We start from the raw sequence: 25305 nt of genomic DNA, 5'->3' as shown, positions 1-25305 counted from the left end.
TTTCTAAAAAGACTTTATATATTTTGATAATATAAAAATTAAACTTTCTTAACTTTTACTGCATTCATACCACGCATACCTCTTTCTAACTCAAAAGAAACTTTGTCATTTTCTGCAATTTCATCAATTAAACCACTTACGTGTGTAAAATATTTTTCGCTATTTACAGCATCTATAATAAAACCAAATCCTTTAGATGAGTCAAAGAAAGATACTTTACCTTTTCTTACTGGATCTTCTTCTGGTAAATCTTCTTTTTTAGTAACTGAAATTTGAATATCCTCTAACTCATACTCTACCTTTAATTCTGGATCTGGTGGAGTATCTGTTAAATTACCATTATGATCTACATAAGCAAACTGAATACCTGCTGTACCGTTTTCTTCTTTTTCAGCCTTTCTGGCTTCCATTTTCTTTTGCTTATCTAAACGTTTTTTTAGACGTTTTTTTTCTTTTTCACTTTTACTAAAAGTTTGTTGCGATTTTGCCATTAAAAATATTAGAGTTTTAAATTATTGTATCTGATAAGATAAAATACTTAACAGAAAACTAAAGATTAAACTATAGCTAACTAGTGTAATTAATGATTTGTATTTTTTCTTACGATGCAAATATACTATTAATTGCGTAACTATTCTTTACCTCTTAATACAAGATGTTAAAAAAATATTAAAAAAACAGATAAAACACAATATTATAATAGTAATACTATTATATTTGCGCAGCAATCAAATATTATGAAAAATTTATTATCTGTATTAAAAATATCTGTACCTGATAAAATATTTATCAAAGATCCTGAAACTTCAGAATTAGGAAAAAGAATTATAGAACATGCTATTTCTCTAATAGAAGAAATAGGTTTTGAAAGTTTTACTTTTAAGAAATTAGGAGCAAAAATTAATTCTAATGAAAGTTCTATTTACAGGTACTTTGAAAGTAAACACAAATTACTTCTTTATTTAACCTCTTGGTATTGGGCATGGCTAGAATACCAACTAGTAATAGAAACATTTAGTATTTCTGACGCTAATGAAAAACTAGACAAAGCAATAGATATAGTAACCAGAACGGTTATAGAAGACAGTAATTATTCTCATATTAACGAAACAGTTTTATATAAAATAATTGTTAAAGAAAGTTCTAAATCATTTTTAACAAAAGCTGTAGATACCGAAAATAAAGAAGGGTATTTTGAAATTTATAAAAGAATTATTACACGTATTAGTGAAATGATTTTAGGAGTAAAAAAAGAGTATCCTTTTGCATTAAGTTTAGCAAGTAGCATTATTGAAGGTGGCCTACACCAACACTACCTTACAGAACATTTTCCTTCAATTACTAATTGTGACAAAGAAAAAACACCTACTAGTTTTTTTATTCATTTAGTTAAAAATACTATCAAATAAATATGAAAAATAAACAATTAACTCCTTGGCAACGTTTTGTTGGTTTAGTAAAACTTGAAAAAAAAGATATTTTTCAGATATTTTATTATGCCATTTTTGGTGGTGTAGTTGCACTTTCATTACCGTTAGGTATACAAGCAATTATTAACCTAATACAAGGTGCACAAATTTCTACTTCATGGGTAGTTTTAGTGATTGTAGTAACAATGGGTGTAATTTTTTCTGGCTTGTTACAATTAATGCAATTAAGAATTATAGAAACCATACAACAAAGAATATTTACAAGGTCTTCTTTTGAGTTAAGCTATCGATTTCCTAAAATAAAAATGAATCAGCTTAGAAATGTGTATCCACCAGAATTAGCCAATCGTTTTTTTGATACTTTAACCATACAGAAAGGATTGTCTAAAATTTTAATTGATGTACCAACAGCACTATTGCAAATTATTTTTGCGCTAATACTCTTGTCTTTTTACCACCCATTTTTTATTATTTTTGGAATTTTACTTTTACTATTAATATATATAGTTTTTAAATTCACCGCCCAAAAAGGACTAGAAACAAGTTTAGCTGAGTCTAAAATTAAATATAAAGTAGCGCATTGGATTCAAGAAATAGCAAGAACTGTTGTTAGTTTTAAACTTTCTGGAAACACCAACTTGGCATTAACTAAAAACGATTATTTAGTAGATAAATACTTAAAAGCTAGAGAAAATCACTTTAAAATACTTATACTACAATTTAGCCAAATGATTGGTTTTAAAGTAATTGTAACTGCTAGCTTACTTCTTATTGGGGGTGCATTGGTTTTAAATCAAGAAATGAATATTGGTCAGTTTGTTGCTGCAGAAATCATTATTCTTTTAGTTATTCAGTCTGTAGAAAAATTAATTATTGGCTTAGAATCTTTTTACGATGTACTAACATCAATTGAAAAAATTGGTCAGGTTGTTGACAAAGAGCTAGAACCTCAAGAAGGAGAAATGCCAGTATTTAAAGAGGGATTAACTATCGAATTAGATGAAGCATCTTACCGAGTAGAAAATAGAAAAAAACACATTTTAGAAAACATATCACTTAAATTAGAACCTAAAAGTAGAATTTTAGTAATTGGAGAAAGTGGTTCAGGAAAATCTAGTTTATTACGTTTAATATCTGGTATTGTAGAACCTACAAGTGGTAATATTTACGTAAATAATTTATCATTAAATAGCTTGCAATTAAACCACTACAGATCTCAACTAGGACTATCTTTAGCAGATGAAACTCCTTTTGAAGGTACTATAAAAGAAAATTTAGTTTTTGGCAATCATAAAATTGCAGATACAATTATGTATGAAGCACTTGATATTGTTGGTTTAACACAATTTTTAAAAGAACAACCAAATGGTCTTGAAACTGTTTTATATCCAGAGGGAAAACAAATGTCTTTTACAATTGCTAAAAAAATCCTTCTTGCAAGAGCAATTATAAAACAGCCAAAAGTAATGATTTTAGAAGATCCATTAGATCAATTTAATGTTGAAGAATCTGAAAGAATTATCAACTATTTGACAGATTTTAATAGACCGTGGTCTTTAATTGTTGTTAGTAGTAAAAAAAGTTGGAGCACCCAATGCGGTCAAATAATTACCTTAGAAAAAGGTGAAGTTAAATCTATAAAATAATTTGTTATGTTAAATATCTCTAAAAACCAACTACACAAATCATTTGATATACAGCAATACAAATCAGGTAAAACTATTTTTAACAAAGACTATTACAAAGCTTTAAATAAGTTTCTTTTAGTTTTTGCCATTGTAGGTTTTATTGCTCTCTTTTTACCTTGGACACAAAACATCTCTGGTAACGGATTGGTTACAACTTTAACACCAGGACAGAGACCACAAACAATACAATCACAAATTCCGGGCAGAATAGAACAATGGTTTGTTAGGGAAGGTAATTTTGTAAAAAAAGGTGATACTATCCTTAGAATATCCGAAGTAAAAAGCGAATATTTTGACAGTAGACTTATTGAAAGAACCAATCAACAAATTAATGCAAAAATTTCTTCTGTAGGTGCCTATAAAGAAAAAGTAAGTGCACTGCAAAGACAAATTTCTTCGCTTAAAAATGAACAAGGTTTTAAGTTAGAAATGGCAGAAAATAAATTGATACAATCTAAATTAAAAGTACAAAGCGATAGTATTGAATTTGAAGCTGCAAAAACAAATATTAAAATTGCAAAAAGGCAATTTACCAGAGCAGAAACTTTAGAAAAAGAAGGCATTGCTGCAAAGAAAGACGTAGAAGAAAAGAATTTAAAACTACAAAAAACGCAAGCCGAATTAATCAATAAAGAAAATAAACTATTAGAAAGTAAGAATAACATCTTAAATGCAAAAATAGAAATTACAAGAATTAAAGCAGAGTATACAAATAAAATCTCTAAAGCACAGAGTGATATGTCTACTGCAATGTCTAGTGGTTTTGATGCAGAAGTACAGGTATCTAAACTAGAAAATAGCAACAGCAACTACAAAATTAGAAACAGTTTATTATACATAACGGCACCACATGATGGTTACATAAATAAAGCTGTTAAAGGCGGTATTGGAGGTACTTTTAAAGAAGGTGATGATTTGGTTGGTATAATGCCCGCAAGTTATGATTTGGCTGTAGAAACTTTTGTAAGACCTATAGATTTACCACTACTTCATATCGGAGAAAAAGTACGTGTGCAATTTGATGGTTGGCCTGCTATTGTATTTTCTGGTTGGCCAAATGTTTCTTACGGTACCTATGGTGCAGAAGTAGTTGCCATTGAACGTTTTATTAGTGAAAACGGAAAATATAGAGTGTTACTTGCCCCAGATGAAAAAGATCATACCTGGCCAGAAGCCATTAGAGTTGGGTCTGGCGCTAAAACAATTGCATTACTAGAAGATGTACCTATTTGGTTTGAACTTTGGAGACAATTAAATAGTTTCCCTCCTAATTACTATCAACCAGAAACAGACAAAAAAGACAAAAAAAAGAAATCATAAATTCAATTGCTTACTTTTAAAAATAGCACATGAAAGCATCTATAACAGTATTTTTATTCTTTTTTACAACGTGTATTCTATCTCAAAATGTTACTTCTGTAATGACATTGTCTGAGTACTTAGGGTATGTAAAAAATTACCATCCAATTGTAAAACAGGCAAACCTTATTATTAATGAAAGTGAAGCAAAACTTTTAAAATCTAGAGGTGCTTTTGATCCAAAAATAGAAGTTGATTTTGATAAAAAACAATTTAAAGACAAAAACTATTACACAGAATTAAATTCTACTTTTAAAATACCAACGTATTACGGATTAGAGTTGAAAGCTAATTTTGAAAATAATAGTGGTCAATTTTTAAGTAACGATCTAAATACCCCAAATGATGGTTTGTATAGTGCAGGTATTTCTGCTTCTTTATTAAATGGTCTTTTAATTAATAAAAGAATGGCTTCTTTAAAACAAGCCAAGCTATTCTTAAATCAGGCAAAAGAAGACCAACAAATATTGGTAAATGAAATTTTATACAATGCTGCTACAACCTACTTTAACTGGCTTAAAACTTACAACGAGAAAAAAGTATATGAAAGTTTTTTAATAAATGCAGATACACGATTTAAAGCAACAAAGAGAGCTTTTTTTGAAGGTCAAAAACCGGCAATAGATACTACAGAAGCTAAAATTACATTAAATACAAGAAAGTTAAACTTCGAAAAAGCAAGAATAAAACTGATAAAATCTTCTTTAGAATTGTCTAATTTTTTATGGCTAAACAATAATACACCTGTAGAGCTACAAGAAAATATTATTCCCGATACAAACACTATAAATAATGTAGATGTAACATTTAATATCGCATTGTTTAACGATGAAAATTTTGACATTAATAATCACCCAAAAATAAGATCTTTAAACTTTAAAATTAATGGTTTAAACATTGATAGAAAATTAAAGCTAAATAATTTATTACCTAAATTAGATGTAGAATATAATTTTTTAACTGAAAATAGAAACCAAATAAACTCTTTTAATAATCAAGATTATAAAGCTAGAATTAACTTTAAAGTACCTATATTTTTAAGAAAAGAAAGAGGAGATTTAAAGTTAGCAAACATAAAACTACAAGACCAAAAATTAGAAAATGAGATTGCAAAAATTACAATAAAAAACAAAGTAAACGCAATACAACAAGAACTCAATTCTTTTCGATACCAAAACAACCTAACTAGCAGTATTGTAAAAGATTACCACACCTTACTTAATGCAGAAGATCGTAAGTTTTTTTTAGGAGAAAGCTCTCTATTTCTTGTAAACTATCGAGAAGTAAAATTAATTGAAGCGAAACTAAAAGCGATCGATTTAGAAAACTCATTCTTTAAAACTAAAGCTAATTTATTTAAGGTTGCTGTCATCAATTTAACAGACTAAGAAAGGCTACTTTATCAATCTATTTTATTCAAAAAAGGCTGCAATAAACTCTGCAGCACAAGCAGGTTTCTCTTGCCCTTTTATCGCTACTATACAAGAAAAAGTAACCCTAATACCGTTGTTATTAATCTCTGTAACATCAATTACACTAGCAATCATTCTTAACTGACTGTTAACGGGTACCGGATTAGGAAAACGAACTTTGTTTAAACCATAATTTAAGCCAATTTTTAAGCTTTTAATAGTAAAAATTTCTCCTAATAATTTAGAAATCATAGCAACAGACATAAAACCATGTGCTATTGTACTTTTAAACGGACTCTCTTTTAAAGCTCTTTTTTCATCAACATGAATCCACTGTTTATCTAAAGTAGCATTTGCAAAATTGTTGATCATTTCTTGTGTTATAAGAAACCATTCCCCTAAAGGTAACTGTTGCCCTTTACACTGTTTAAAATCTTCAAAATTATTAAATATTACACTACTCATTTATTTCGTTTTAGTAAATAAATCGTCTTTAATTTTTGGTAACTGTAGTTGAAATTTTACAGCAATAACTCTTATAACAACAATAATAGTTGCAGAAACAATAAAAATTAAATTTTCTGACAGTTTAAAATAACTTAAAATTAAATAAGTAAAACCACCGGCTAAACAAGCAGAGGCATAAATTTCTTTTTCGAAAATTAAAGGTACTTTATTTGTTAGCACATCTCTTAAAACGCCGCCAAAAACAGCAGAAATCATTCCCATTATCAAAGCAATGATAGGATGCAAATTAAAAGACAATCCTTTTTGCAAACCCAGTAACGTAAAAACACCTAAACCAATGGTATCAAACAAAAAAAGTGTTTTACTTAAAGGTGCTATTTTACTTTTAAACAAAAAAGTTAGAATCACTGCTAAAAAGATAGTCCATAAATAATTAAGATCTCCAATCCAATTGATTGGATGTGCATCAATTAAGATATCTCGAAGCATACCACCACCAACGGCGGTAACAAAAGCAATTATTGCTACACCAAATAAATCGAACTTTTTATCAGAAGCCACCAAGGCACCACTAATAGCAAAGGCAAAGGTTCCTGATATGTCTAAAAAATAGATAAGATTCATTTATACAGTAACTTCAGAGAATTTAATATTTAATTCTTTCTGAATTTGATGAATTCTCTCTAATTCTGATGGCAGTATAAAAGCTATTGAAACTCCGGTTTTACCTGCTCTTGCTGTTCTACCACTTCTATGTGTATAGTATTCTAATTGTTCTGGTAATTGATGATGTATTACAAACTCTAATCCACTAACATCAATACCACGAGCAGAAACATCTGTCGAAACTAAGTACTGAATATTTTCTTTTTTAAAGGCTCTCATTACTTTATCGCGTTCTTTTTGCTGCATATCTCCTTCTAATGCGGCCGCAGAAAAGCCTTCTTCTATTAGTAAAGCTGCTAAATTTTGAGCTCCTGCTTTTGTTCTACAGAAAATAATACCTCTTTGATCTTGTCTTTTTTCTAGAAAAGAAATAATATCTAAAGGTTTTTCTTTTAGAGTTGTTTTAACAAAATGATGACGAATATTTGCATTTACCAAAGCACTTCTATTAATTTCTACTCTTGGTGCATTCGCATCCATATACGTTTTAACAATTCGCTTAATTTCTTCTGGCATTGTGGCAGAAAACAACCATGTTTTTCTATCTAATTTGGTTGTAAATTTTAAAATTCTATTTAAATCTTGCTTAAAACCCATGCTTAGCATTTCATCAGCTTCATCTAAAACAACTGTTTTAACGTGACTAATATCAATGCTACCTCTTTCTATTAAATCGATTAATCTACCTGGTGTTGCCACAACTACGTGAGTCGTTCTTTTTAGATTATTCATTTGTCGATCTATCTTTTCGCCACCAAAAACAGCTTCAACAAAAATTTTATCATTACTAAATTTAGTAAACTTAAATAATTGCTTTTTTATTTGCTGAACCAACTCTCTTGTAGGAGATAAAATTAAGGTTTGAATGTTGTTAGAACTAGCATCTATATGATGTAAAACAGGCAATCCAAAAGCGGCTGTTTTACCAGTACCAGTTTGCGCCAAACCAATAAAATCTGTTTTCGAATTTATTAAAATAGGAATTGCTTTTTCTTGAATTTCAGAGGGTTTTGTAATCCCTAATTCTTGAAGTGCTTTTATATAATCTGTTTGAATACCTAATGAAGAAAAAGTTGACATTTTGTAGTTTAATTTTTATGCAAAGATACTTTTATTTAAGAGGCTGTAGTACTTTTAAAACATTTTCTCTAATTCTTGTAGGCTTAAAAGTTTTGGCATCTAACATTGCCCATGTAGTTTTTGCGGCTACTAACAAAATATCGTTCTTATAAAACTCCATAAACCTTATAGAAGTAATGCCTTTAGTTTCTCCAACCCATGTTTTTACAAGAATTTCATCTCCTAAAGTTGCCTGGTTTTTATAGTCTATTTCATGCCTAGTTACTACCCAAACGTATTGTGGCAATGGATTATTTTTAGTTAAATAAGACCAATGGGTTGTAGCAATATCATCCATCCACTTCACATAAACTAAATTATTTACATGTTGTAGCGTATCTATATCTTCGGATGAAACTTTGATGGTTAAAGAAAACACAGTATTCATTATAAGATAGATTCTCCGTTTAAATTAGTTGTTAAAACATCGCTAAATAAATTAAAAAAAGGTCGTAAAGCCTTATAACTATCTGCTATTTCTTTTAAAAAATTGGGTGCTAAAACTTCTGCATCTGTAAAACTTCTTATAGCAATAAAACCTTTCTTTCTTAATAAATCGATGTCTTTATGGTCTTTATCGAAACCTCTTGGTGCAGATTTTAATTCGTCTCCTTTAAAAACACCTCCAAAATACTTCTTAAAGTTTTTATCGTTTAATATTTCACGAAATTCACTTGCATCTTGTGCAATTTCTTTTCTAATTCTTAATAAATCGTCTTTTTCTGGCTGCCAAAAACCTCCAGCCAACATTGTTTCTCCTGGTTTTATTTGTAAAAAATAACCGCCTCTTAAAGCTTTGCCTAATCTTGTATAAGATGCTGCTAACCTTGGATTATAAGGTGTTTTATCATTAGAAAAACGAACATCTCTATAGATTCTATAAATTTTCATTTTTTCTATTTCATCATGTTTTTCTAGATCTGATTGTATTTCTAAAAAAACCTCTTTTACTTCTTTTTGAATTTTTACAAAAGATGGTTTATTGGCAGTAAACCAATCTCTATTGTTATTTTTTTGTAAGGTTTTTAAAAATTGTAAACTTGTTTCTTGGAAGGGCATTTTATTGAATTTTGAAAGTTTAAATTTACAAAATAGAATTGTAACTTCGTTTTTATATGCATCAAAAAGAAAAAATAATTCAAAAAAGATATGAAGGTTTTCTACAAACAAATACTTTGTGGAAAAAGAATGCTGTTTGTGAGCTTCATCAATTTGAAATTGAAAAAAAAGCATCAAAAATATCAATTGATATCGATGAAAAATTAAGATTGGGTAAATACATCGAACGTTTTGTTTCTTTTGAATTGAAGCAGAACAAAAGCATCCAAATAATTAGCGAGAACATTCAAATTCAAAAAGAAAAAATTACTTTAGGTGAGTTAGATTGCATTCTTTTAAAAGAAAAACAACCCATTCATTTAGAAATTGTCTATAAATTTTATTTGTACGATGCTAGTGTTGGCAATTCTGAAATAGCTCATTTTATTGGCCCTAACAGAAAAGATTCTTTGTTAGAAAAAATTAAGAAACTAAAAGAAAAACAACTGCCACTTCTCTACTCTAAAGAAAGTGATTCATATTTAAAAAACATCAACCTAAATGCTAAAAACATACAACAACAAGTTTATTTTATGGGGCAATTATTTATGCCCTTTGCAAGTAAAGATATTACTTTAAATCATTTAGACGAGAATTGCATTGCTGGTTTTTATATAAATAGAAAAGAACTAAAACAGTTCGAAAATTGTAAGTTTTTTATTCCTGTAAAAAAAGATTGGATTACCATTCCTCATAAAACCGTAAACTGGCTAAATTATAACGATTTTGTTACCAAAACTGATGGATATTTAACAAAACAAACTACACCGCTTTGTTGGTTAAAAAAGAAAAATGGAGAGATTGAAAAATTCTTTCTAATCTGGTGGCCTTAAATAAAGAAGCTGTTACATATTAATTTCGATTAAATGCACTACCAGAACCTACCGATTTTGTATCTATTTTATTTGGTTTTCCTTTATAATAAACATTCCCAGAACCCACTAATTTAGATTTTAATTTTGTGATAGCAGTGGTTTTAACGCTACCAGAACCCGCTATATTTATACTTACTTTGTCTGCTTTTAAATCATAGGCATTTACTGACCCAGAACCTGCAATTGAGCAATTTAAATTTTCTGTACTACCCTGTAAATCTATCGTACCAGAACCACTAATTGAGGTAGTTACATTTACAACCTTTAAAGAAAGATTTAAACCGCCAGAGCCTGCAATTGATATATTAAAGTTATTTGTATCTATTATATGATTGCTAGAAACACTACCAGAACCGCCAATTGCAACACCTTCTAAACCTTTGTAGGGAACCAAAAGTTGCATTTTTTTAGTAGCATTGATGTTTGTGTGTTTTTTAAAATTTATTTTTAAAACTCTGTCTGTAACTTCTGTTGTTATGTAAGCCATCAAATTTTCTTCTGCCTCAATGTCAATTTTTCCTTGTTTACCAGAAACCAAAACAACTTCGAAAAATCCGCCAATCGAAATCTCTTTATAGTTAGGCACCTCTCTAACTTCTTTTAATAGGACTCCATTTCCTTTTATTTTTTTATTGCCAGAAAACCAATTTTGAGCACTTAAAGATGTGGTTATTATAAAAATAAAATTTAATAAGAGGACCTTTTTTATAATTGTGTTCATATTAATAGAGTTAATTTAATAGAGTTACCCTAAATTTATTTACAATAGAAATAACTGTCTTTTGATTATAAAAGTACACACTTTATTTTTAATCGTTATGATTTAAAGATGTTTTATAAAAAAACAAGATATTAAATCCTTTGGCACAACAATTGTTTTTATGATTAAACAATATCATTTAATTATAATAAAAATATTGATTATCAGATAATTAAAAATTTAAAATTGACATTGCTTTTATACTTTAGCAAAATCAATGTCAGTATGACAGATATACAATACTATGAGCAAACCAAAAATAATGCATTTAGACAATATGTCGCTTAACAGCATGTTAAACGAAGATTCTGAGTTAATACCTTTAATGACTCCTGAAGATGAGGAAATTATTAACAAAGAAAGTGTACCCGAAATATTGCCTATTTTACCTTTAAGAAATACGGTACTTTTTCCTGGCGTTGTAATACCTATTACAGCAGGTAGAGATACATCTATACAATTGATTAAAGATGCCAATAAAGGAGACAAAGTAATAGGTGTTGTTGCTCAAAAAAATGAAGAAGAAGAAAAACCTAGCTTAAAAGACATTCATACAACTGGTGTGGTTGCTCAAATTTTACGTGTTTTAAAAATGCCAGACGGTAACACTACTGTTATTATTCAGGGTAAAAAACGTTTTAAAATTGATGCAATTATACAAGACAAACCTTATTTAAAAGCAACTGTAAAAGAGGCTATTGATGATAAGGAAGTAGAAAATGTTAAAGAATTTGAAGCAATTATAGAATCTATTAAAGAGCAATCTTTAGAAGTTATTAAAGAAAACCCGATGTTACCTTCGGAAGCTTCTTTTGCTATAAAAAATATAAAATCAGACGCTTTTTTGGTGAATTTTATTTCTTCTAATATGGATTTAACAGTTGCTCAAAAACAACTAATTTTAGAGAAAGATAATTTAAAAGAACGTGCGTTATTAGCTTTAACAAACTTAAATAAAGAGTTACAAAAATTAAAACTACGTAATGATATTCAATCTAAAACACGTGAAGATCTAGATCAGCAACAAAGAGAATATTATTTAAATCAACAATTAAAAACCATTCAAGAAGAATTAGGCGGCGTTTCTAACGATGAAGAGCTAGAGGAAATGCGCACTAAGGCAAAAAGTAAAAAATGGAATAAAGAAGTTGCCGAAACTTTTGAAAAAGAACTAAATAGATTAAAAAGAATGAACCCACAAGCAGCAGAATATGGGGTTCAAAGAAGTTATTTAGAACTACTTTTAGAGTTACCTTGGGGTGTTTACTCTAAAGACAAATTCGATTTAAAAGTTGCTACTAAAGTTTTAGATAGAGAACATTTTGGCTTAGAAAAAGTAAAAGAAAGAATTATAGAACATTTGGCTGTTTTAAAATTAAGAGGAGATATGAAGTCTCCAATTATCTGTTTATACGGACCTCCTGGAGTTGGAAAAACATCTTTAGGAAAATCGGTTGCAGAAGCTTTAGGGCGTAAATATGTTAGAATGTCTTTAGGAGGCTTAAGAGATGAAGCTGAAATAAGAGGCCACAGAAAAACATATATCGGTGCAATGCCAGGTCGTTTAATTCAGAACTTAAAAAAAGCCAAAACTTCTAATCCGGTTTTTGTGTTAGATGAAATTGACAAGCTAAGTCAAAGTCATCAAGGAGACCCTTCATCGGCAATGTTAGAAGTTTTAGACCCAGAGCAAAATGAAAGTTTTTACGATAACTATCTAGAAGTTGGGTATGATTTATCTAAAATACTATTTATAGCTACAGCTAATAATTTAGGACAAATACCTTGGGCTTTAAGAGACCGAATGGAAATTATTAATGTTACTGGCTATACTATAGAAGAAAAGGTAGAGATTGCTAAAAGGCATTTGTTACCAAAACAACTAAAAGAACATGGCTTAGATAGTAAACATTTAAAATTAGGCAAAAAACAACTAGAATTAATTGTTGAAGGATACACAAGAGAATCTGGTGTTAGAGGACTCGAAAAAAAGATTGCGAAAGTAGTTCGTTTTGCTGCTAAATCAATTGCTTTAGAAGAAGACTATGATATTGCTTTATCATCAGAAAAAATAGAAGAAATATTAGGTACGCCTAGAAATAGAGATAAATTTGAAAATAATGAGGTTGCCGGTGTTGTTACTGGTTTAGCATGGACGCAAGTTGGTGGAGATATCTTATTTATAGAATCTATCTTATCTAAAGGAAAAGGTACACTTTCTATTACTGGTAATTTAGGTACTGTAATGAAAGAATCTGCAACAATTGCAATGCAATACATAAAATCTAACGCAGAAGAATTTGGTATTAAGCCAGCAATTTTAGACAAATACAATGTACACATACATGTACCAGAAGGCGCTACACCAAAAGACGGGCCAAGTGCTGGTATTACGATGTTAACTTCTTTAGTTTCGTCATTTACACAGCGTAAAATTAAAAACAAATTAGCCATGACTGGCGAAATTACTTTAAGAGGCAAAGTTTTACCTGTAGGTGGTATTAAAGAAAAAATACTTGCTGCAAAAAGAGCAAATATTAAAGAAATTATTTTGTGTAAAGAAAACGAAAAAGATATTTTAGAAATAAAAGAAAGTTATTTGAAAGGGTTAACTTTTCATTACGTAACTGAAATGAAAGAGGTAATTGCAATTGCACTTACCAAACAAAAAGTAAAAAATGCTAAAAAATTAGCTTAAAACCACAAACCGCTATCTAATTAGATAGCGGTTTTTTTTTATGAATTAGGTTTATTTAAAACCTCCAAGCGACAACTCTTGTCACTTTATTTCCTTGATTCATAGAAATAACATTAAACTCTTTAACCCCTAATTTTTTTGAAGAAATTGTTAAACTCTCTACATTCTCTTTTTTAGAAACCAAGCTTGTAAACCACTTACTAGAATTTTTATAAAGCGTACTTTCATACAGATAGTTGTGTAAAAAAGCCTTTTCGCCACCAACATACCATAATTCATTATTATTTCCAGAAAAATTACGAACCGCACTATTGCCTAGATTCTTATTCTTTCTTTTATTAGCGCCTTGTGCTTCTTCTGCAGACTTATAAAACGGTGGATTGCACATCACTGCAGAAAAGGAGTCTGTTTTCTCTATAATATTTGCTAATATCTTAGATTCATCAAACTGCTGGCGCAAATTAATTTTTGATGTTAAATGATTGTCATCAATAATATCTTGTGCGGTATCTAAAGAATCTAAATCGATATCTGTTGCAACAAAATCCCAATTATATTCTGCAACACCTAATAAAGGATAAACACAGGTTGCTCCTGTACCAATGTCTAATATTTTCACATCTTTTTCATCTTTTAAAAGTGATGCTAAATGATGAATATAATCTAATCTACCAGGTATTGGCGGACATAAATTTTGGTCAGGAAAATTCCAATTAGAAATTACATCATACGAGAATAATAATGCTTTATTTAATTCTTTTACTGCCTTCGGATTCGAAAAGTCGATTGTTACGCTGTTATACTGATTGGTAATTACAAATTCTTTTAAGGCCGGATTTAAAAGAATTAACTTCTCAAACTCATAACCTTTATTAAACCTATTTTTAGGATGTAGTCCTTTATCTTTACTCATAATTCTATTACTGTAAATTCTAATTTTAAAGGCTGTAAAACCTCTTTTAAAACTTCTACAAAAGTACTTCCGTAAGAAAGATAATAATCAGAAAAGTTTCGCTGACGTTCCTCTAATGATTGGTTTGGTAAAATTTTATTTTGCAATTCACTTATTCTTACTACTAAATCTTTTTGACGCCTTTTTTCTGCTTTTAGCAATCTTTTTTGCAAGTTTTGTAGTCCTTTAACTTGTTTTCTTTCTTGGGCGTTTACAGCATTTATAAAAGTTACATCTGTTAGTTTAGCAACCTGCTTTAACTCTAAAAATTGTTGCTCTAAAAAAGCTATTTTTTCATCAAAATCTATTTCTAAGTTGGCGTTTTCAATTACTTTATTTGCAATTAATTGATGCTGACTCAAAAAGAGTTCTTGAATAGAAATATTTAATTTTTGTAACTTTTTCTGTTGATTGCTTTCTATAATTTGAACAGAATTTCTTAACAACAATACCGGAAAAGGAACATTAACTTTATTAAAATACGCTTTTAACTCTAGCCAATAAGCAATTTCGCCACCACCACCAATATAACAGATGTTTGGTAAAATTACCTCTTGATAAAGCGGACGCATAATTACATTTGGCGAAAAGTTTTCTGGGTTATTTACTAACTCTTTAATTATTTCGTCTTTTGTAAAAACTATATCTGTATTATTAACCTTATAAATTCCTTGCTCTAAAACAATGCGTTCTCGATAATGTTTTCCTAAATAAAATAAATTAATTTCTCTAGGGTTCACCTGAATTTTATATTCCTTTTCTAAATCTTTAATCGTTTTGCTAACTGCTGTAAATGACGTTTTATTTTCAAACTCATCTTTTACAAAAGGCACAAATAGTTCTTTTAAATTTTTATCGTCTGCATCTATAATAACCAAGCCATCGTCAGCAAACAATTCGTTAGCAATATACCGTGTTGCCGATGTTAAAGTTGTATGTTTTAAATAGGCATCAGAAAAAAGTTGTTTTAAAAAAAGTGCATTTTTAGAACTGCCCAAATGATCCGAAAAAACTGCAAAGACTGCTTCTAAACTTTCGGTAGAAAATCGACCAACTGCACCACCATCTTCATAATTCCAGCTTACTTTTTTACCATCAAAATTAAAATAATTAATTTCATCGAAATCATGATCTTCAGAAGCCATCCAATAAATTGGTACAAAATTTTTAGAAGGAAATTTTAGTTTTAATTCTTTGCATAAATTAATCGTAGAAATAATTTTATACAAAAAGTACAAAGGCCCAGTAAATAAATTTAACTGGTGACCTGTAGTTATTGTAAACGTATTTTTATCCTTTAAAGAAGCTATATTATCTGCTGTCTTTAAAGAAGTATTAAAGTTATTGTATTGTTCTTTTAAAGCAGATGATAATACCAATCGAGATTGTAACCGAAAAGATTTCTCTTTCTCTTCTATCTGATTATGAAAACCTGTTATATCTGGAAAATTATTATAAAATGGAGCTATAGATGCTGTTTTGTTAAGATAATCTAGCATGGTTTTAGAAAAAAAACCAGTTTGTTTATAAGGTATATGAGTTACTTTCATTTCTCTTAATTGTTCTTTGTTAAAAACTAAAAATACAACTGTTTTTTGTTTTTGTTATCTTAAAAAGCACCTATTAGACGATTTAAATACCATCTTAATTTTAGAAAACACCTTATAAAAATAATGATTACTTTTCTGTAACTTCTATTTTCTTTTTTGATGCAAAGGCATTGGCTTCTCTTGTCTTTTTACAGGAGTACCATACAAATCGTAATCTCCGGCATCATAAATTTTAACATCTATAAACTCGCCAATTTTTATATAGTGTTCTTTGGCATCTACCAAAACATCGTTGTCTACGTCTGGCGAATCAGATTCTGTTCTACCATAGAAAAACTCACCGTCTTTTCTGTCAAACAAACATTTAAATGTTTTTCCTATTTTCTGTTGATTCAATTCCCAAGAAATTTGAGATTGTACCTCCATAATTTCATTAACTCTTCTAAACTTTACTTCTGCGGGCACATTATCATCTAAAACATATGCGCCAGTATTTTCTTCGTGAGAATATTCAAAAGCACCTAAACGCTCGAAACGCATCTCTTCTACCCAATCTTTAAGCTCTTGAAACATTTCTTCTGTTTCTCCTGGATACCCAACTATTAAAGTAGTTCTTATAGCCATTTCTGGCACTATTTCCCTAAATTTATGTATTAAAGCAGTTGTTTTCTCATGTGTTGTACCACGTTTCATCGATTTTAACAACTCTGTATTAATGTGTTGCAAGGGTATGTCTAAATAATTACATACTTTAGGTTCGTTTTTCATCACCTCTAAAACATCCATCGGAAAACCTGTTGGAAAAGCATAATGCATTCTAATCCACTCTATACCCTCTACTTTTGTCAACGCAATTAATAAGTCTGCAAGTGCACGTTTTTTATAAATATCTAAACCGTAATAGGTTAAATCTTGTGCAATTAGCATAATTTCTTTAATCCCTTTTTCGGCAAGTTTGGTTGCTTCGGTAACCAAATTTTCAATTGGTGTAGATACGTGTTTTCCTCGCATAAGCGGAATTGCACAAAAAGAACAAGGTCTATCGCAACCTTCTGCTATTTTTAGATATGCATAATGTTTTGGAGTCGTTGTTAAACGCTCTCCAATCAATTCATGCTTATAATCTGCTTCTAAAGCTTGTAATAAGTTTGGCAAATCATGCGTACCAAAATACTGATCTACGTTGGTAATTTCTTTTTCTAAATCTGGCTTGTACCTTTCACTTAAACATCCAGAAACAAAAACTTTGTCTATTTCGCCAGCTTCTTTTCTTTGCGCATAATGCAAAATAGTATCTATAGATTCTTCTTTGGCTTTGCCAATAAAACCGCAGGTATTAATAACTACAATATTGCCATCGTCATTTTCATCTTCATGCACTACATCTTTGCCATTGGCTTTCAATTGTCCCATTAAAACTTCACTATCGTAAACGTTTTTAGAGCAGCCTAAAGTAACTACGTTAATTTTATTTTGTTTACTGGTTTTTGTACGCATATTGTTTTTTTTCTGACTGCAAATATAAAGCTAAATTAACTACTTTTAAAGAGGCTTTACAAAGTTGTATAATAAAAAAAAGCTCTATGTAAGAGCTTTAATGTTGATTGTTCTATGATAGAATACTATTTAAAAAAGGAATCTACAAATTCGAATTTATTAAAAACTTGTAAATCATCTATTCCTTCTCCTACGCCAATATATTTTACAGGAATTTGAAACTGATCAGAAATTCCGATTACTACGCCACCTTTTGCTGTACCGTCTAATTTTGTAACTGCCAACGAGGTAACTTCTGTTGCTTTGGTAAATTGTTTTGCTTGTTCAAAAGCATTTTGTCCGGTAGAACCATCTAAAACTAACAAAACATCGTGTGGTGCATCTGCAACTACTTTCTGCATAACACGCTTAATTTTTGTCAATTCATTCATTAAATTTACCTTGTTGTGTAAACGACCAGCTGTATCTACAATAACTACATCTGCATTTTGGGTCACTGCAGATTTTAGTGTATCAAAAGCTACAGATGCAGGGTCAGAACCCATTTCTTGACGTACAATAGGCACTTCTGTTCTATCTGCCCAAACTTGTAATTGATCTATAGCAGCAGCTCTAAAAGTATCTGCTGCGCCTAATACTACTTTTAAACCTTGTTTTTTAAATTGAGAAGCCAACTTACCAATAGTAGTTGTTTTACCTACACCATTTACACCAACTACCATTAAAACATAAGGCATCTTATGCCCGTTAGAATCAGCAGCAATCTTAGGAATTGTAAAATCGGTTTCATTACCTGTATTGGTTTCAGACAATAAATTTGCAATTTCTTCTTTAAGAATTTTATTTAACTCGTCTGTGCCTAAATACTTATCTCTAGCAACGCGTTCTTCTATTCTGTCAATAATTTTAAGCGTTGTATTTACACCTACATCAGAAGCTACAAGCACCTCTTCTAAATCATCTAAAACAGCTGCATCTACTTTAGATTTACCCGCAACAGCTTTAGACAATTTACCTAAAAAACTGTCTTTAGATTTTTCTAAACCTTTATCTAATGTTTCTTTTTTTTCTTTTGAAAAAATTTTCTTAAAAAAACTCATATTTATTTTTTTTACTACGGCAATACCTTCAAATAAAGTCAATTATACGATTGATTTACTTTATTATAAATGTATTTGCTTAAAATTACAGATCTGTAATTTATTGATGTTCAAAAATACGTAATTATAGAGCATAAAAAAAACTACTTTCTAATCTAGAAAATAGTTTTAAATATTGTTAAAAGTATAAATTACTTTTTAGCTAAAAATGCATCTACTTTAGAAGGATCTATAATAGTTTCTACAAATGTATAAGCTCCTGATTTTGGAGACTTTACCATTTTGATAGCTTTACTTAATCTTTTTGAAGAAGTCTGTAACGATGCTACTGTTTTCTTTGCCATTGTATGTGTTTTTTAAATCTATGTACTCTACAAAGAGTTCTAGATATTATATTTATTTAATTTCTTTATGAACAGTCATTTTCTTTAAAATAGGATTAAATTTCTTAATCTCCATTCTATCTGGTGTATTCTTCTTGTTCTTTGTTGTAATGTATCTAGAAGTACCTCTTTCTCCTGTAGCTTTATGCTCTGTACATTCTAAAATTACCTGAACTCTGTTTCCTTTTTTTGCCATCTGTATAAAATTTTAAATCGCGTAAGCTTACTTTGTTAAAAATCCGTTAGCTCTCGCTTCTTTTATAACTGCAGAAATTCCTTTCCTGTTAATATTTTTTAATGCAGAAGCAGATATTTTTAATTTAATCCATTTATCTTCTTCTGGGATATAAAAACGCTTTGTCATTAGATTAGCGTCAAACTTTCTCTTAGTTCTATTTAAAGCGTGAGAAACATTGTTCCCAACCATTGCTTTTTTACCTGTTAATTCACAAACTCTAGACATCTTTTCGACAGTATTTATAGTGTTATCTCTAAACGAGGTGCAAATCTACAAATAATTACAATATTGAGCAAAACAATTTCATTTATTTTTAAATAATTTCTTTCTGTAATAATTCTAAAGCTTTATTTACAGTTTTATGAATTACTTTCTCTCTAGGCTGTCCAAAGTTAAACGACTCTACAACTTGCTTATTATCAGACACAATTGCAATAAAAACGGCTCCTAAACTTTTATCTGTTGCATCTTTTGTAGGACCTGCATTGCCTGTTACAGCAATTGCATAATTTGTATTTAATTTTTCTTTTGCACCTTTTGCCATTTCTAAAGCTACCGCAGCACTCACTACTGTATGATTTTCAATTGTTTTATCTAAAACACCTAATACATTTATTTTTGTTGCAGCATCGTAGGTTATAAAACCTCCTTTAAAATACTCAGAGGCACCTGCTACAGAAACTAGAGTGGCAGCAATCTTACCTCCTGTTACACTCTCTGCTGTGCAAATTGTCTGTTTTTTTTCTTTCAACAGAACACCTACTCTATTTTCTAATGGTGCAGCATCGTCTATCCCAGAAATTATATCTGGTATCAATTGATATACTTGCGCTACTAATACAGCTAACTCTTCTTCTAATTGTGCTTTGTCATTCGATTTACCAGATAAACGAAGTCGAACACGACCAAAAGATGGCAAATATGCCAACTTTATATGTGCAGGTAAATTGTTTTCGAAATCTGCAATTTTTTCTGCAATCGTACTTTCTCCTTGTCCATAAGTCATAATGGTTTTATGAATAATAAAAGGAAGTTTAAATTGTTGTTGAATTCTTGGCAAAACTTCTTTAAGCATCAACCCTTTCATTTCGTATGGCACACCGGGTAATGACACAAAAACAGTAGCGTTCTCAAAAAACCACATTCCTGGTGCTGTACCAAGTTCGTTTTTTAACAAAGTCGCTTTTGATGGAATCTGTGCTTGTGTTTTTTGAATCTCTTTAAAAGGATGATTCATTTTCTTGAACATCTCTTTTATATGAGCAATTACCTCTGGATACTCTATAAAATGATCATTGTTAAAAAAGGTTGCCAACGTTTTTTTGGTAATATCATCTTTAGTTGGGCCTAAACCACCTGTTACAATAACAATATCTACTCTTTCTTGCGCTTCTTTAAAGGCGTTTAAAATGTGTTGTTCATCATCTTGAATTGAAGTAATCTGATAAACAGAAACCCCTATTTTATTTAATTCTTGACCAATCCATTGCGAGTTTGTATCAACTATTTGTCCGATAAGTATTTCATCACCAATCGTTATAATCTCTGCGTTCATTTGTTGTGCGTTACAAAACGACAAAGTTTAAAAAGAAACACAACTAAACGGTGCTACTTAAAACAGTGTCTTTCTTTTTATTTTACCCTAATTTGAAAAGCTTCTTTTCCGTTAATTGTTCCGGTTAGCAGATCATTTTCTACAACTTTACCAACTCCTGCGGGTGTTCCTGTAAAAATAATATCTCCTTTTTTTAAGGTGAAATATTGCGAAACATAAGAAATCAATTCGTCTATTTTCCACAACATTGCATTGGTATTACCATCTTGCACAATTGCTCCGTTTTTATCTAGTTGAAACTCTAGATTATCAGTATCAAATTCTGCTTTCGGATAAAATTCACCAATAACAGCACTACCGTCAAACGCTTTTGCTTTTTCCCAAGGCAATCCTTTTTCTTTGCATTGTTGCTGAACATCTCTAGCTGTAAAATCGATTCCTAAACCAATTTCATCATAATATTTATGAGCAAACTTGGCCGCAATATGTTTTCCTACTTTATTAATTTTCACCAAAACCTCTACTTCATAATGCACATCATCAGAAAAAGGAGGAATAAAAAAAGGATTCTTCTTTGGTAAAATAGCAGAATCTGGCTTTAGAAAAACAACAGGATGCTCTGGCCTTTCATTTGCTAGCTCTTCAATATGTTTTGCGTAATTGCGCCCAATACAGATTATCTTCAAAATAATTTTTTAAAATTAAAAATTACAAATTGTTAATTACAAATTCATCAATCATAATTCGTTATCAACCCTATTCTCCTGCTTCCGGAAAAACTATTGCTCTATTGCCTGATACAATTATTTGGTGTTGTAAATGGTTTTTAACAGCTCTTGCCAATACCAATTTCTCTATATCTGCTCCTATTCTTTTTAAGGTTGATGGTGTACTATCATGTGTTACAGGCTTTACATCTTGCTCTATAATTGGCCCTTCATCTAAATCTTCTGTAGCATAATGAGCTGTAGCACCTATTAATTTTACACCTCTTTCATAAGCTCTCTTATAAGGATTGGCTCCTTGAAATGCGGGTAAAAAAGAATGATGTATGTTGATGATTTTCTCTGGATAACGATTTATAAAATATGATGACAGAATTTGCATATATCTTGCCATTACAACTAAATCTATCTCATTGGTTTCTATTAAATCTATAATTTGAGCTTCTTGTAATTCTCTTGTTTCATTAGTTACTGGCAAGTGATAATAAGGCACCTGAAACATGTCTGCAATAGAACGCAACTTGTCATGATTACTAATAATCATTTTAATTTTACAATTCAAACGTCCTTCTTTAGAACGCTCTAATAAATCATATAAATTATGACTGGTATGCGATACCATAATGGCCACATTTTGCATTTGGTTGCTATACTTTACAGACCATTTAAATTGTAAAGGTACTGCCAACTCTAAGAAACTTTCTTCTAACTCGGTTTTTGATATTTCTGTACCTGCCGCATTTAAACGAACACGCATAAAGTAAGTTTCTTCTAAAGAATTTACATATTGCTGACAGCTTAAAATATTAAACCCTTTGTTGTAAAAAAAGTTGGTAATTTTTGCTACCAATCCTTTTTGATCTGGACACTTTATTAAAAAAGTAACTACTTGTGATTTCATTTTCTCTTCTTAATCTTCCCAAAGAGAAGAAACTGTTTTATTTGTATTTTATTTTAACAATCTTATTTTTTCAAAAGGACTATGGAATCCATTTCTTAGGGAAATTTGGCTTTCTTTTTTCAAGAAAAGCATCTCTACCCTCTTTTGCTTCATCGGTCATGTAAGCCAATCGTGTTGCCTCACCAGCAAAAACTTGCTGCCCAACCATTCCATCATCTGTTAAGTTCATTGCAAACTTTAGCATTTTAATCGAAGTCGGACTTTTCTCTAAAATTTCTTGCGCCCACTCATAAGCGGTATCTTCTAGTTCCGCATGCGGAATTACGGCATTTACCATTCCCATTTCATAAGCCTCTTGTGCAGAATAATTTCTTCCTAAAAAGAAAATTTCACGTGCTTTTTTCTGTCCTACCATTTTTGCTAGGTAAGCAGAACCGTAGCCACCATCAAAAGAAGTAACATCTGCGTCTGTTTGTTTAAAAATTGCGTGTTCTTTAGATGCCAACGTTAAATCGCAAACCACATGCAAACTATGTCCGCCACCAACTGCCCAACCAGGAACAACACAAATAACTGCTTTTGGCATAAAACGAATTAAACGTTGTACTTCTAAGATATTTAATCTGTGATAACCATCATCACCAACATAACCTTGATGCCCTCTTGCCTTCTGATCACCACCAGAACAAAATGAATACACACCATCTTTACTACTAGGTCCTTCGGCAGACAGAAGAACAACTCCGATATTTACATCTTCACCGGCATCATAAAAAGCTTCGTACAACTCTTTTGTTGTTTTAGGTCTAAAAGCATTTCTTACATCTGGTCTGTTAAAAGCAATTCTAGCTACTCCGTTACATTTTTTGTAAGTAATATCTTCAAATTCTTTAACAGTTTTCCATTCAGGTTGCATCATAATTTTTGTATTTTGCCGTTATTGTTATCAGAGAAAATAAATAGTTATACTAATAAAGAGTCAAATTTATGATAAAGAAATCATTTTCACTAATATTTACACTGTTTTGCCTAAGTGGATTTTCGCAAAAAATTATTGAAAAACAAATAACCTCAGATTTTTTAGAATCCAAAAGAGATCTTAAAATATATTTACCTAAAGGATATGAAAAAGATAGTTTAAAAAACTATCCTTTAACAATTGTTTTTGATGAAGGCTATCTTTTTGATATTTATACTGGTAATGCCAAATTATTTGCAGCAAAAGACAAAGCACCAAAACAAATTATTGTAGGTGTTGCTTTGGATAAAAAAAAGGACACCTATTTTAATGTAAATGATGGCAGACTAACTGCTAGTAATAATGCATTTTATCAATTTATTAAAGATGAAGTTATTTTTTTTATGGAAAGTAACTACAAAACATCGCCATTTATTTCTTTGGTTGGCGAGGGAACTGCTGCAAATTTAATTACACATTACTTAAAAGAAGCAAACCCTTTTATCAACACCTATATTTGTATCAACCCTATTTTTTCTGACTTTATTGGGCAGCAATTAGAATCATACAGACTCTTAAAGTTTCAAAAACAAGACAACTCTTTTTATTTATATATTAATAATGCTACTTCGTTTTCTACAACTAAACAAACTAAAATTGGCGAAATTCAAAAAGCATTGTCTCTTATGCAAATGAAAAATTTTAAGGTAATAAATGACACCATAAACACACCAAGCAGCATATCTGCCATAGCAGAAACAGTACCAAGAGTAATGACTAAAATTTTCGAAATCTATGCAGCCATTACCAAAGAAGAGTTTGAGACAAAAATTAAAGACTTATCTCCTGATGATGCCATAGCGTATTTAGAAAACAAATACCTAGAAATAGAATTTCTTTTTGGTACTAATTTGGGTATTAGACCACAAGACATTTACGCTATAGAAGACATTATTATCGAGAAAGAAAACGGAGACAAACTTAGAGATTTTGGTAAAATGATTTTAAAGCTTTTTCCGTCATCTCCGCTAGGAGATTATTATATTGGTAGGTATTACGAAACAGGCAATCAAACTAAAAAAGCACTTAAATACTATAAAATTGGGTATGGAAAAATGGATCCTGCAGACCCAAACTCTGATGCTTTTTATGAAAATATTTTAAGACTGGGTGGCGAGTAACTACTTTTTAGAAGGCAACCTCCAAGTAACACCTATGCTTGCAAACAGATCATTGTTATAACCTAAAAGTGCATCTAACTGTAGATTGTTGTTTAGCAAAAAATAAACACCTGTATCTAAATTCAACTCGAAACCACTATTTAAAAAAGTACCAAAAGCTTCTGCAAAAACGCCTACTTTGGTATTAATTGCATAAGACAAATTAAAAACATACAAGCCACTAAGGTCGCCAAAATCTTCATTTACATTGAACCCTAAATTTGCAGTGTAACTTAATTTATCATTAAAATTACTACTAAAAATATAGACTACCTGGGTATTTTTTTCATCACCTCCAATATCATAAGAAGCCTGAATGCTAGAACTTGTTGAACTATTATTTTTAGTTAGTGAATATCTAGCACCTATTGTTAAAGAACGAACATCATCAGAATCAGAAAATAAGATTCCAGAATTCAATTCTAATCGCTCAGAAAGTCCATATCTAAAATAAGAACTCGGTGTAAAACTGATATTACTTAAAGGAAAATCGAAACCTGCTTGAATTTGAAAAACATTTTTACCCACCGTATTTACAGACAAGGCTTGCCCTGGTCTATCTGACGATAAGGTTTCTGTAAATTGTGCATTTGCTACAGAAGCAACGAATATAAATACTAAAAATACTAACTTTTTCATTTCTTTTTTTTACA

General features: G+C 30.2%; 26 protein-coding genes. 7 read left to right on the top strand and 19 right to left on the bottom strand.

Going from position 1 to position 25305, the window contains the following annotated elements; all coding sequences use genetic code 11:
- Positions 1–38: 38 nt before the first annotated feature.
- Positions 39–491, bottom strand: a complete 453-nt coding sequence (locus Q0678_RS00640) for a cold-shock protein (protein WP_299052466.1) — start codon at positions 489–491, stop codon at positions 39–41.
- 246 nt (positions 492–737) lie between these two features.
- Here Q0678_RS00640 and Q0678_RS00635 point away from each other — a divergent pair, with 246 nt between their 5' ends.
- From Q0678_RS00635 to Q0678_RS00620, 4 genes are read left to right on the top strand one after another with little or no spacing between them, the layout of a single operon-like run.
- Positions 738–1409 carry a TetR/AcrR family transcriptional regulator gene (locus Q0678_RS00635; RefSeq protein WP_299052464.1) on the top strand — a complete coding sequence of 224 codons (672 nt, stop codon included), beginning with the start codon at positions 738–740 and terminating at the stop codon, positions 1407–1409.
- A gap of 2 nt (positions 1410–1411) precedes the next feature.
- Positions 1412–3076: a peptidase domain-containing ABC transporter gene (locus Q0678_RS00630; RefSeq protein WP_299052460.1), complete on the top strand. Its 1665-nt coding sequence runs from the start codon at positions 1412–1414 to the stop codon at positions 3074–3076.
- 6 nt (positions 3077–3082) lie between these two features.
- On the top strand, positions 3083–4438 hold the full coding sequence (locus tag Q0678_RS00625) for an HlyD family secretion protein (RefSeq protein WP_299052455.1): 1356 nt from the start codon (positions 3083–3085) through the stop codon (positions 4436–4438).
- 29 nt (positions 4439–4467) lie between these two features.
- Entirely contained in the window at positions 4468–5865 is a 1398-nt protein-coding gene (locus Q0678_RS00620) for a TolC family protein (RefSeq protein ID WP_299052453.1), read from the top strand.
- 24 nt (positions 5866–5889) lie between these two features.
- Here the strand turns inward: Q0678_RS00620 and Q0678_RS00615 are convergent, their stop codons facing one another.
- From Q0678_RS00615 to Q0678_RS00595, 5 genes are read right to left on the bottom strand one after another with little or no spacing between them, the layout of a single operon-like run.
- Positions 5890–6354 (bottom strand): MaoC family dehydratase, encoded by a 465-nt coding sequence (locus tag Q0678_RS00615; RefSeq protein ID WP_299052450.1) that lies wholly within the window; start codon positions 6352–6354, stop codon positions 5890–5892.
- Positions 6355–6981, bottom strand: coding sequence for a trimeric intracellular cation channel family protein (locus Q0678_RS00610; RefSeq protein WP_299052447.1), 627 nt, complete (start codon positions 6979–6981; stop codon positions 6355–6357).
- Positions 6982–8103, bottom strand: coding sequence for a DEAD/DEAH box helicase (locus Q0678_RS00605; protein WP_299052444.1), 1122 nt, complete (start codon positions 8101–8103; stop codon positions 6982–6984).
- A gap of 31 nt (positions 8104–8134) precedes the next feature.
- Positions 8135–8530: a thioesterase family protein gene (locus Q0678_RS00600; protein WP_299052442.1), complete on the bottom strand. Its 396-nt coding sequence runs from the start codon at positions 8528–8530 to the stop codon at positions 8135–8137.
- Entirely contained in the window at positions 8530–9201 is a 672-nt protein-coding gene (locus Q0678_RS00595; RefSeq protein ID WP_299052440.1) for a DUF2461 domain-containing protein, read from the bottom strand. The genes Q0678_RS00600 and Q0678_RS00595 overlap by 1 nt, the downstream gene beginning before the upstream one ends.
- Before the next feature lie 56 nt (positions 9202–9257).
- Between Q0678_RS00595 and Q0678_RS00590 the strand changes: the two genes are divergently transcribed.
- Positions 9258–10073: a DUF1853 family protein gene (locus Q0678_RS00590; protein WP_299052437.1), complete on the top strand. Its 816-nt coding sequence runs from the start codon at positions 9258–9260 to the stop codon at positions 10071–10073.
- Between the two features lie 19 nt (positions 10074–10092).
- Here the strand turns inward: Q0678_RS00590 and Q0678_RS00585 are convergent, their stop codons facing one another.
- A complete protein-coding gene (locus tag Q0678_RS00585; protein ID WP_299052434.1) occupies positions 10093–10836 on the bottom strand; it encodes a head GIN domain-containing protein in 744 nt (247 codons plus the stop codon).
- 283 nt (positions 10837–11119) lie between these two features.
- Here Q0678_RS00585 and lon point away from each other — a divergent pair, with 283 nt between their 5' ends.
- Positions 11120–13573, top strand: a complete 2454-nt coding sequence (gene lon / locus Q0678_RS00580; protein ID WP_299052431.1) for an endopeptidase La — start codon at positions 11120–11122, stop codon at positions 13571–13573.
- Between the two features lie 55 nt (positions 13574–13628).
- On the opposite strand, the gene rlmF is transcribed toward lon, so the two are convergent.
- The 11 genes from rlmF to Q0678_RS00525 form a co-directional block, all read right to left on the bottom strand.
- The gene (gene rlmF / locus Q0678_RS00575) at positions 13629–14486 is read right to left on the bottom strand and encodes a 23S rRNA (adenine(1618)-N(6))-methyltransferase RlmF (RefSeq protein WP_299052429.1); all 858 of its coding nucleotides are present in this window, start codon (positions 14484–14486) and stop codon (positions 13629–13631) included.
- Positions 14483–16075 (bottom strand): bacillithiol biosynthesis cysteine-adding enzyme BshC, encoded by a 1593-nt coding sequence (gene bshC / locus Q0678_RS00570; RefSeq protein ID WP_299052426.1) that lies wholly within the window; start codon positions 16073–16075, stop codon positions 14483–14485. The genes rlmF and bshC overlap by 4 nt, the downstream gene beginning before the upstream one ends.
- 144 nt (positions 16076–16219) lie before the next feature.
- Entirely contained in the window at positions 16220–17572 is a 1353-nt protein-coding gene (gene rimO, locus Q0678_RS00565) for a 30S ribosomal protein S12 methylthiotransferase RimO (RefSeq protein ID WP_299052422.1), read from the bottom strand.
- 125 nt (positions 17573–17697) lie between these two features.
- Entirely contained in the window at positions 17698–18672 is a 975-nt protein-coding gene (gene ftsY, locus Q0678_RS00560) for a signal recognition particle-docking protein FtsY (RefSeq protein ID WP_299052420.1), read from the bottom strand.
- A 191-nt stretch (positions 18673–18863) separates the two neighbouring features.
- A complete protein-coding gene (locus Q0678_RS00555; protein WP_299052417.1) occupies positions 18864–19016 on the bottom strand; it encodes a DUF4295 domain-containing protein in 153 nt (50 codons plus the stop codon).
- A 52-nt stretch (positions 19017–19068) separates the two neighbouring features.
- Positions 19069–19251, bottom strand: a complete 183-nt coding sequence (gene rpmG, locus Q0678_RS00550; RefSeq protein ID WP_087562587.1) for a 50S ribosomal protein L33 — start codon at positions 19249–19251, stop codon at positions 19069–19071.
- A 27-nt stretch (positions 19252–19278) separates the two neighbouring features.
- Positions 19279–19518: a 50S ribosomal protein L28 gene (gene rpmB, locus Q0678_RS00545; RefSeq protein ID WP_299052409.1), complete on the bottom strand. Its 240-nt coding sequence runs from the start codon at positions 19516–19518 to the stop codon at positions 19279–19281.
- Positions 19519–19606: 88 nt separating this feature from the next.
- Positions 19607–20848, bottom strand: a complete 1242-nt coding sequence (locus Q0678_RS00540) for a competence/damage-inducible protein A (RefSeq protein WP_299052407.1) — start codon at positions 20846–20848, stop codon at positions 19607–19609.
- A gap of 77 nt (positions 20849–20925) precedes the next feature.
- On the bottom strand, positions 20926–21534 hold the full coding sequence (locus Q0678_RS00535) for a fumarylacetoacetate hydrolase family protein (RefSeq protein WP_299052405.1): 609 nt from the start codon (positions 21532–21534) through the stop codon (positions 20926–20928).
- A 70-nt stretch (positions 21535–21604) separates the two neighbouring features.
- Positions 21605–22474 (bottom strand): formyltetrahydrofolate deformylase, encoded by an 870-nt coding sequence (gene purU / locus Q0678_RS00530; protein ID WP_299052403.1) that lies wholly within the window; start codon positions 22472–22474, stop codon positions 21605–21607.
- Positions 22475–22553: 79 nt separating this feature from the next.
- Positions 22554–23393, bottom strand: coding sequence for a 1,4-dihydroxy-2-naphthoyl-CoA synthase (locus tag Q0678_RS00525; RefSeq protein WP_299052401.1), 840 nt, complete (start codon positions 23391–23393; stop codon positions 22554–22556).
- A gap of 68 nt (positions 23394–23461) precedes the next feature.
- Between Q0678_RS00525 and Q0678_RS00520 the strand changes: the two genes are divergently transcribed.
- Positions 23462–24613, top strand: a complete 1152-nt coding sequence (locus tag Q0678_RS00520; RefSeq protein ID WP_299052399.1) for an alpha/beta hydrolase-fold protein — start codon at positions 23462–23464, stop codon at positions 24611–24613.
- Here the strand turns inward: Q0678_RS00520 and Q0678_RS00515 are convergent, their stop codons facing one another.
- Positions 24614–25291, bottom strand: a complete 678-nt coding sequence (locus tag Q0678_RS00515) for a transporter (RefSeq protein ID WP_299052397.1) — start codon at positions 25289–25291, stop codon at positions 24614–24616.
- Positions 25292–25305: the final 14 nt, after the last annotated feature.

Source organism: uncultured Polaribacter sp. (genome assembly GCF_947497125.1).
Taxonomy (GTDB): Bacteria; Bacteroidota; Bacteroidia; order Flavobacteriales; family Flavobacteriaceae; genus Polaribacter.
This window is presented reverse-complemented; position numbering and strand designations above follow the sequence as displayed.

Bases quoted from the DNA above. Each gene is read 5' to 3' on its own strand.
- ftsY (WP_299052420.1), bottom strand. From the start codon at position 18,672: ATGAGTTTTTTTAAGAAAATTTTTTCAAAAGAAAAAAAAGAAACATTA.
- Q0678_RS00555 (WP_299052417.1), bottom strand. From the start codon at position 19,016: ATGGCAAAGAAAACAGTAGCATCGTTACAGACTTCTTCAAAAAGATTA.
- rlmF (WP_299052429.1), bottom strand. From the start codon at position 14,486: ATGAGTAAAGATAAAGGACTACATCCTAAAAATAGGTTTAATAAAGGT.
- rpmG (WP_087562587.1), bottom strand. From the start codon at position 19,251: ATGGCAAAAAAAGGAAACAGAGTTCAGGTAATTTTAGAATGTACAGAG.
- Q0678_RS00625 (WP_299052455.1), top strand. From the start codon at position 3,083: ATGTTAAATATCTCTAAAAACCAACTACACAAATCATTTGATATACAG.
- Q0678_RS00525 (WP_299052401.1), bottom strand. From the start codon at position 23,393: ATGATGCAACCTGAATGGAAAACTGTTAAAGAATTTGAAGATATTACT.
- rpmB (WP_299052409.1), bottom strand. From the start codon at position 19,518: ATGTCTAGAGTTTGTGAATTAACAGGTAAAAAAGCAATGGTTGGGAAC.
- Q0678_RS00540 (WP_299052407.1), bottom strand. From the start codon at position 20,848: ATGAACGCAGAGATTATAACGATTGGTGATGAAATACTTATCGGACAA.
- Q0678_RS00515 (WP_299052397.1), bottom strand. From the start codon at position 25,291: ATGAAAAAGTTAGTATTTTTAGTATTTATATTCGTTGCTTCTGTAGCA.
- Q0678_RS00635 (WP_299052464.1), top strand. From the start codon at position 738: ATGAAAAATTTATTATCTGTATTAAAAATATCTGTACCTGATAAAATA.
- Q0678_RS00615 (WP_299052450.1), bottom strand. From the start codon at position 6,354: ATGAGTAGTGTAATATTTAATAATTTTGAAGATTTTAAACAGTGTAAA.
- Q0678_RS00620 (WP_299052453.1), top strand. From the start codon at position 4,468: ATGAAAGCATCTATAACAGTATTTTTATTCTTTTTTACAACGTGTATT.
- Q0678_RS00585 (WP_299052434.1), bottom strand. From the start codon at position 10,836: ATGAACACAATTATAAAAAAGGTCCTCTTATTAAATTTTATTTTTATA.
- purU (WP_299052403.1), bottom strand. From the start codon at position 22,474: ATGAAATCACAAGTAGTTACTTTTTTAATAAAGTGTCCAGATCAAAAA.
- Q0678_RS00630 (WP_299052460.1), top strand. From the start codon at position 1,412: ATGAAAAATAAACAATTAACTCCTTGGCAACGTTTTGTTGGTTTAGTA.
- Q0678_RS00590 (WP_299052437.1), top strand. From the start codon at position 9,258: ATGCATCAAAAAGAAAAAATAATTCAAAAAAGATATGAAGGTTTTCTA.
- rimO (WP_299052422.1), bottom strand. From the start codon at position 17,572: ATGCGTACAAAAACCAGTAAACAAAATAAAATTAACGTAGTTACTTTA.
- Q0678_RS00640 (WP_299052466.1), bottom strand. From the start codon at position 491: ATGGCAAAATCGCAACAAACTTTTAGTAAAAGTGAAAAAGAAAAAAAA.
- Q0678_RS00595 (WP_299052440.1), bottom strand. From the start codon at position 9,201: ATGCCCTTCCAAGAAACAAGTTTACAATTTTTAAAAACCTTACAAAAA.
- Q0678_RS00520 (WP_299052399.1), top strand. From the start codon at position 23,462: ATGATAAAGAAATCATTTTCACTAATATTTACACTGTTTTGCCTAAGT.
- bshC (WP_299052426.1), bottom strand. From the start codon at position 16,075: ATGAAAGTAACTCATATACCTTATAAACAAACTGGTTTTTTTTCTAAA.
- Q0678_RS00605 (WP_299052444.1), bottom strand. From the start codon at position 8,103: ATGTCAACTTTTTCTTCATTAGGTATTCAAACAGATTATATAAAAGCA.
- Q0678_RS00610 (WP_299052447.1), bottom strand. From the start codon at position 6,981: ATGAATCTTATCTATTTTTTAGACATATCAGGAACCTTTGCCTTTGCT.
- Q0678_RS00600 (WP_299052442.1), bottom strand. From the start codon at position 8,530: ATGAATACTGTGTTTTCTTTAACCATCAAAGTTTCATCCGAAGATATA.
- lon (WP_299052431.1), top strand. From the start codon at position 11,120: ATGAGCAAACCAAAAATAATGCATTTAGACAATATGTCGCTTAACAGC.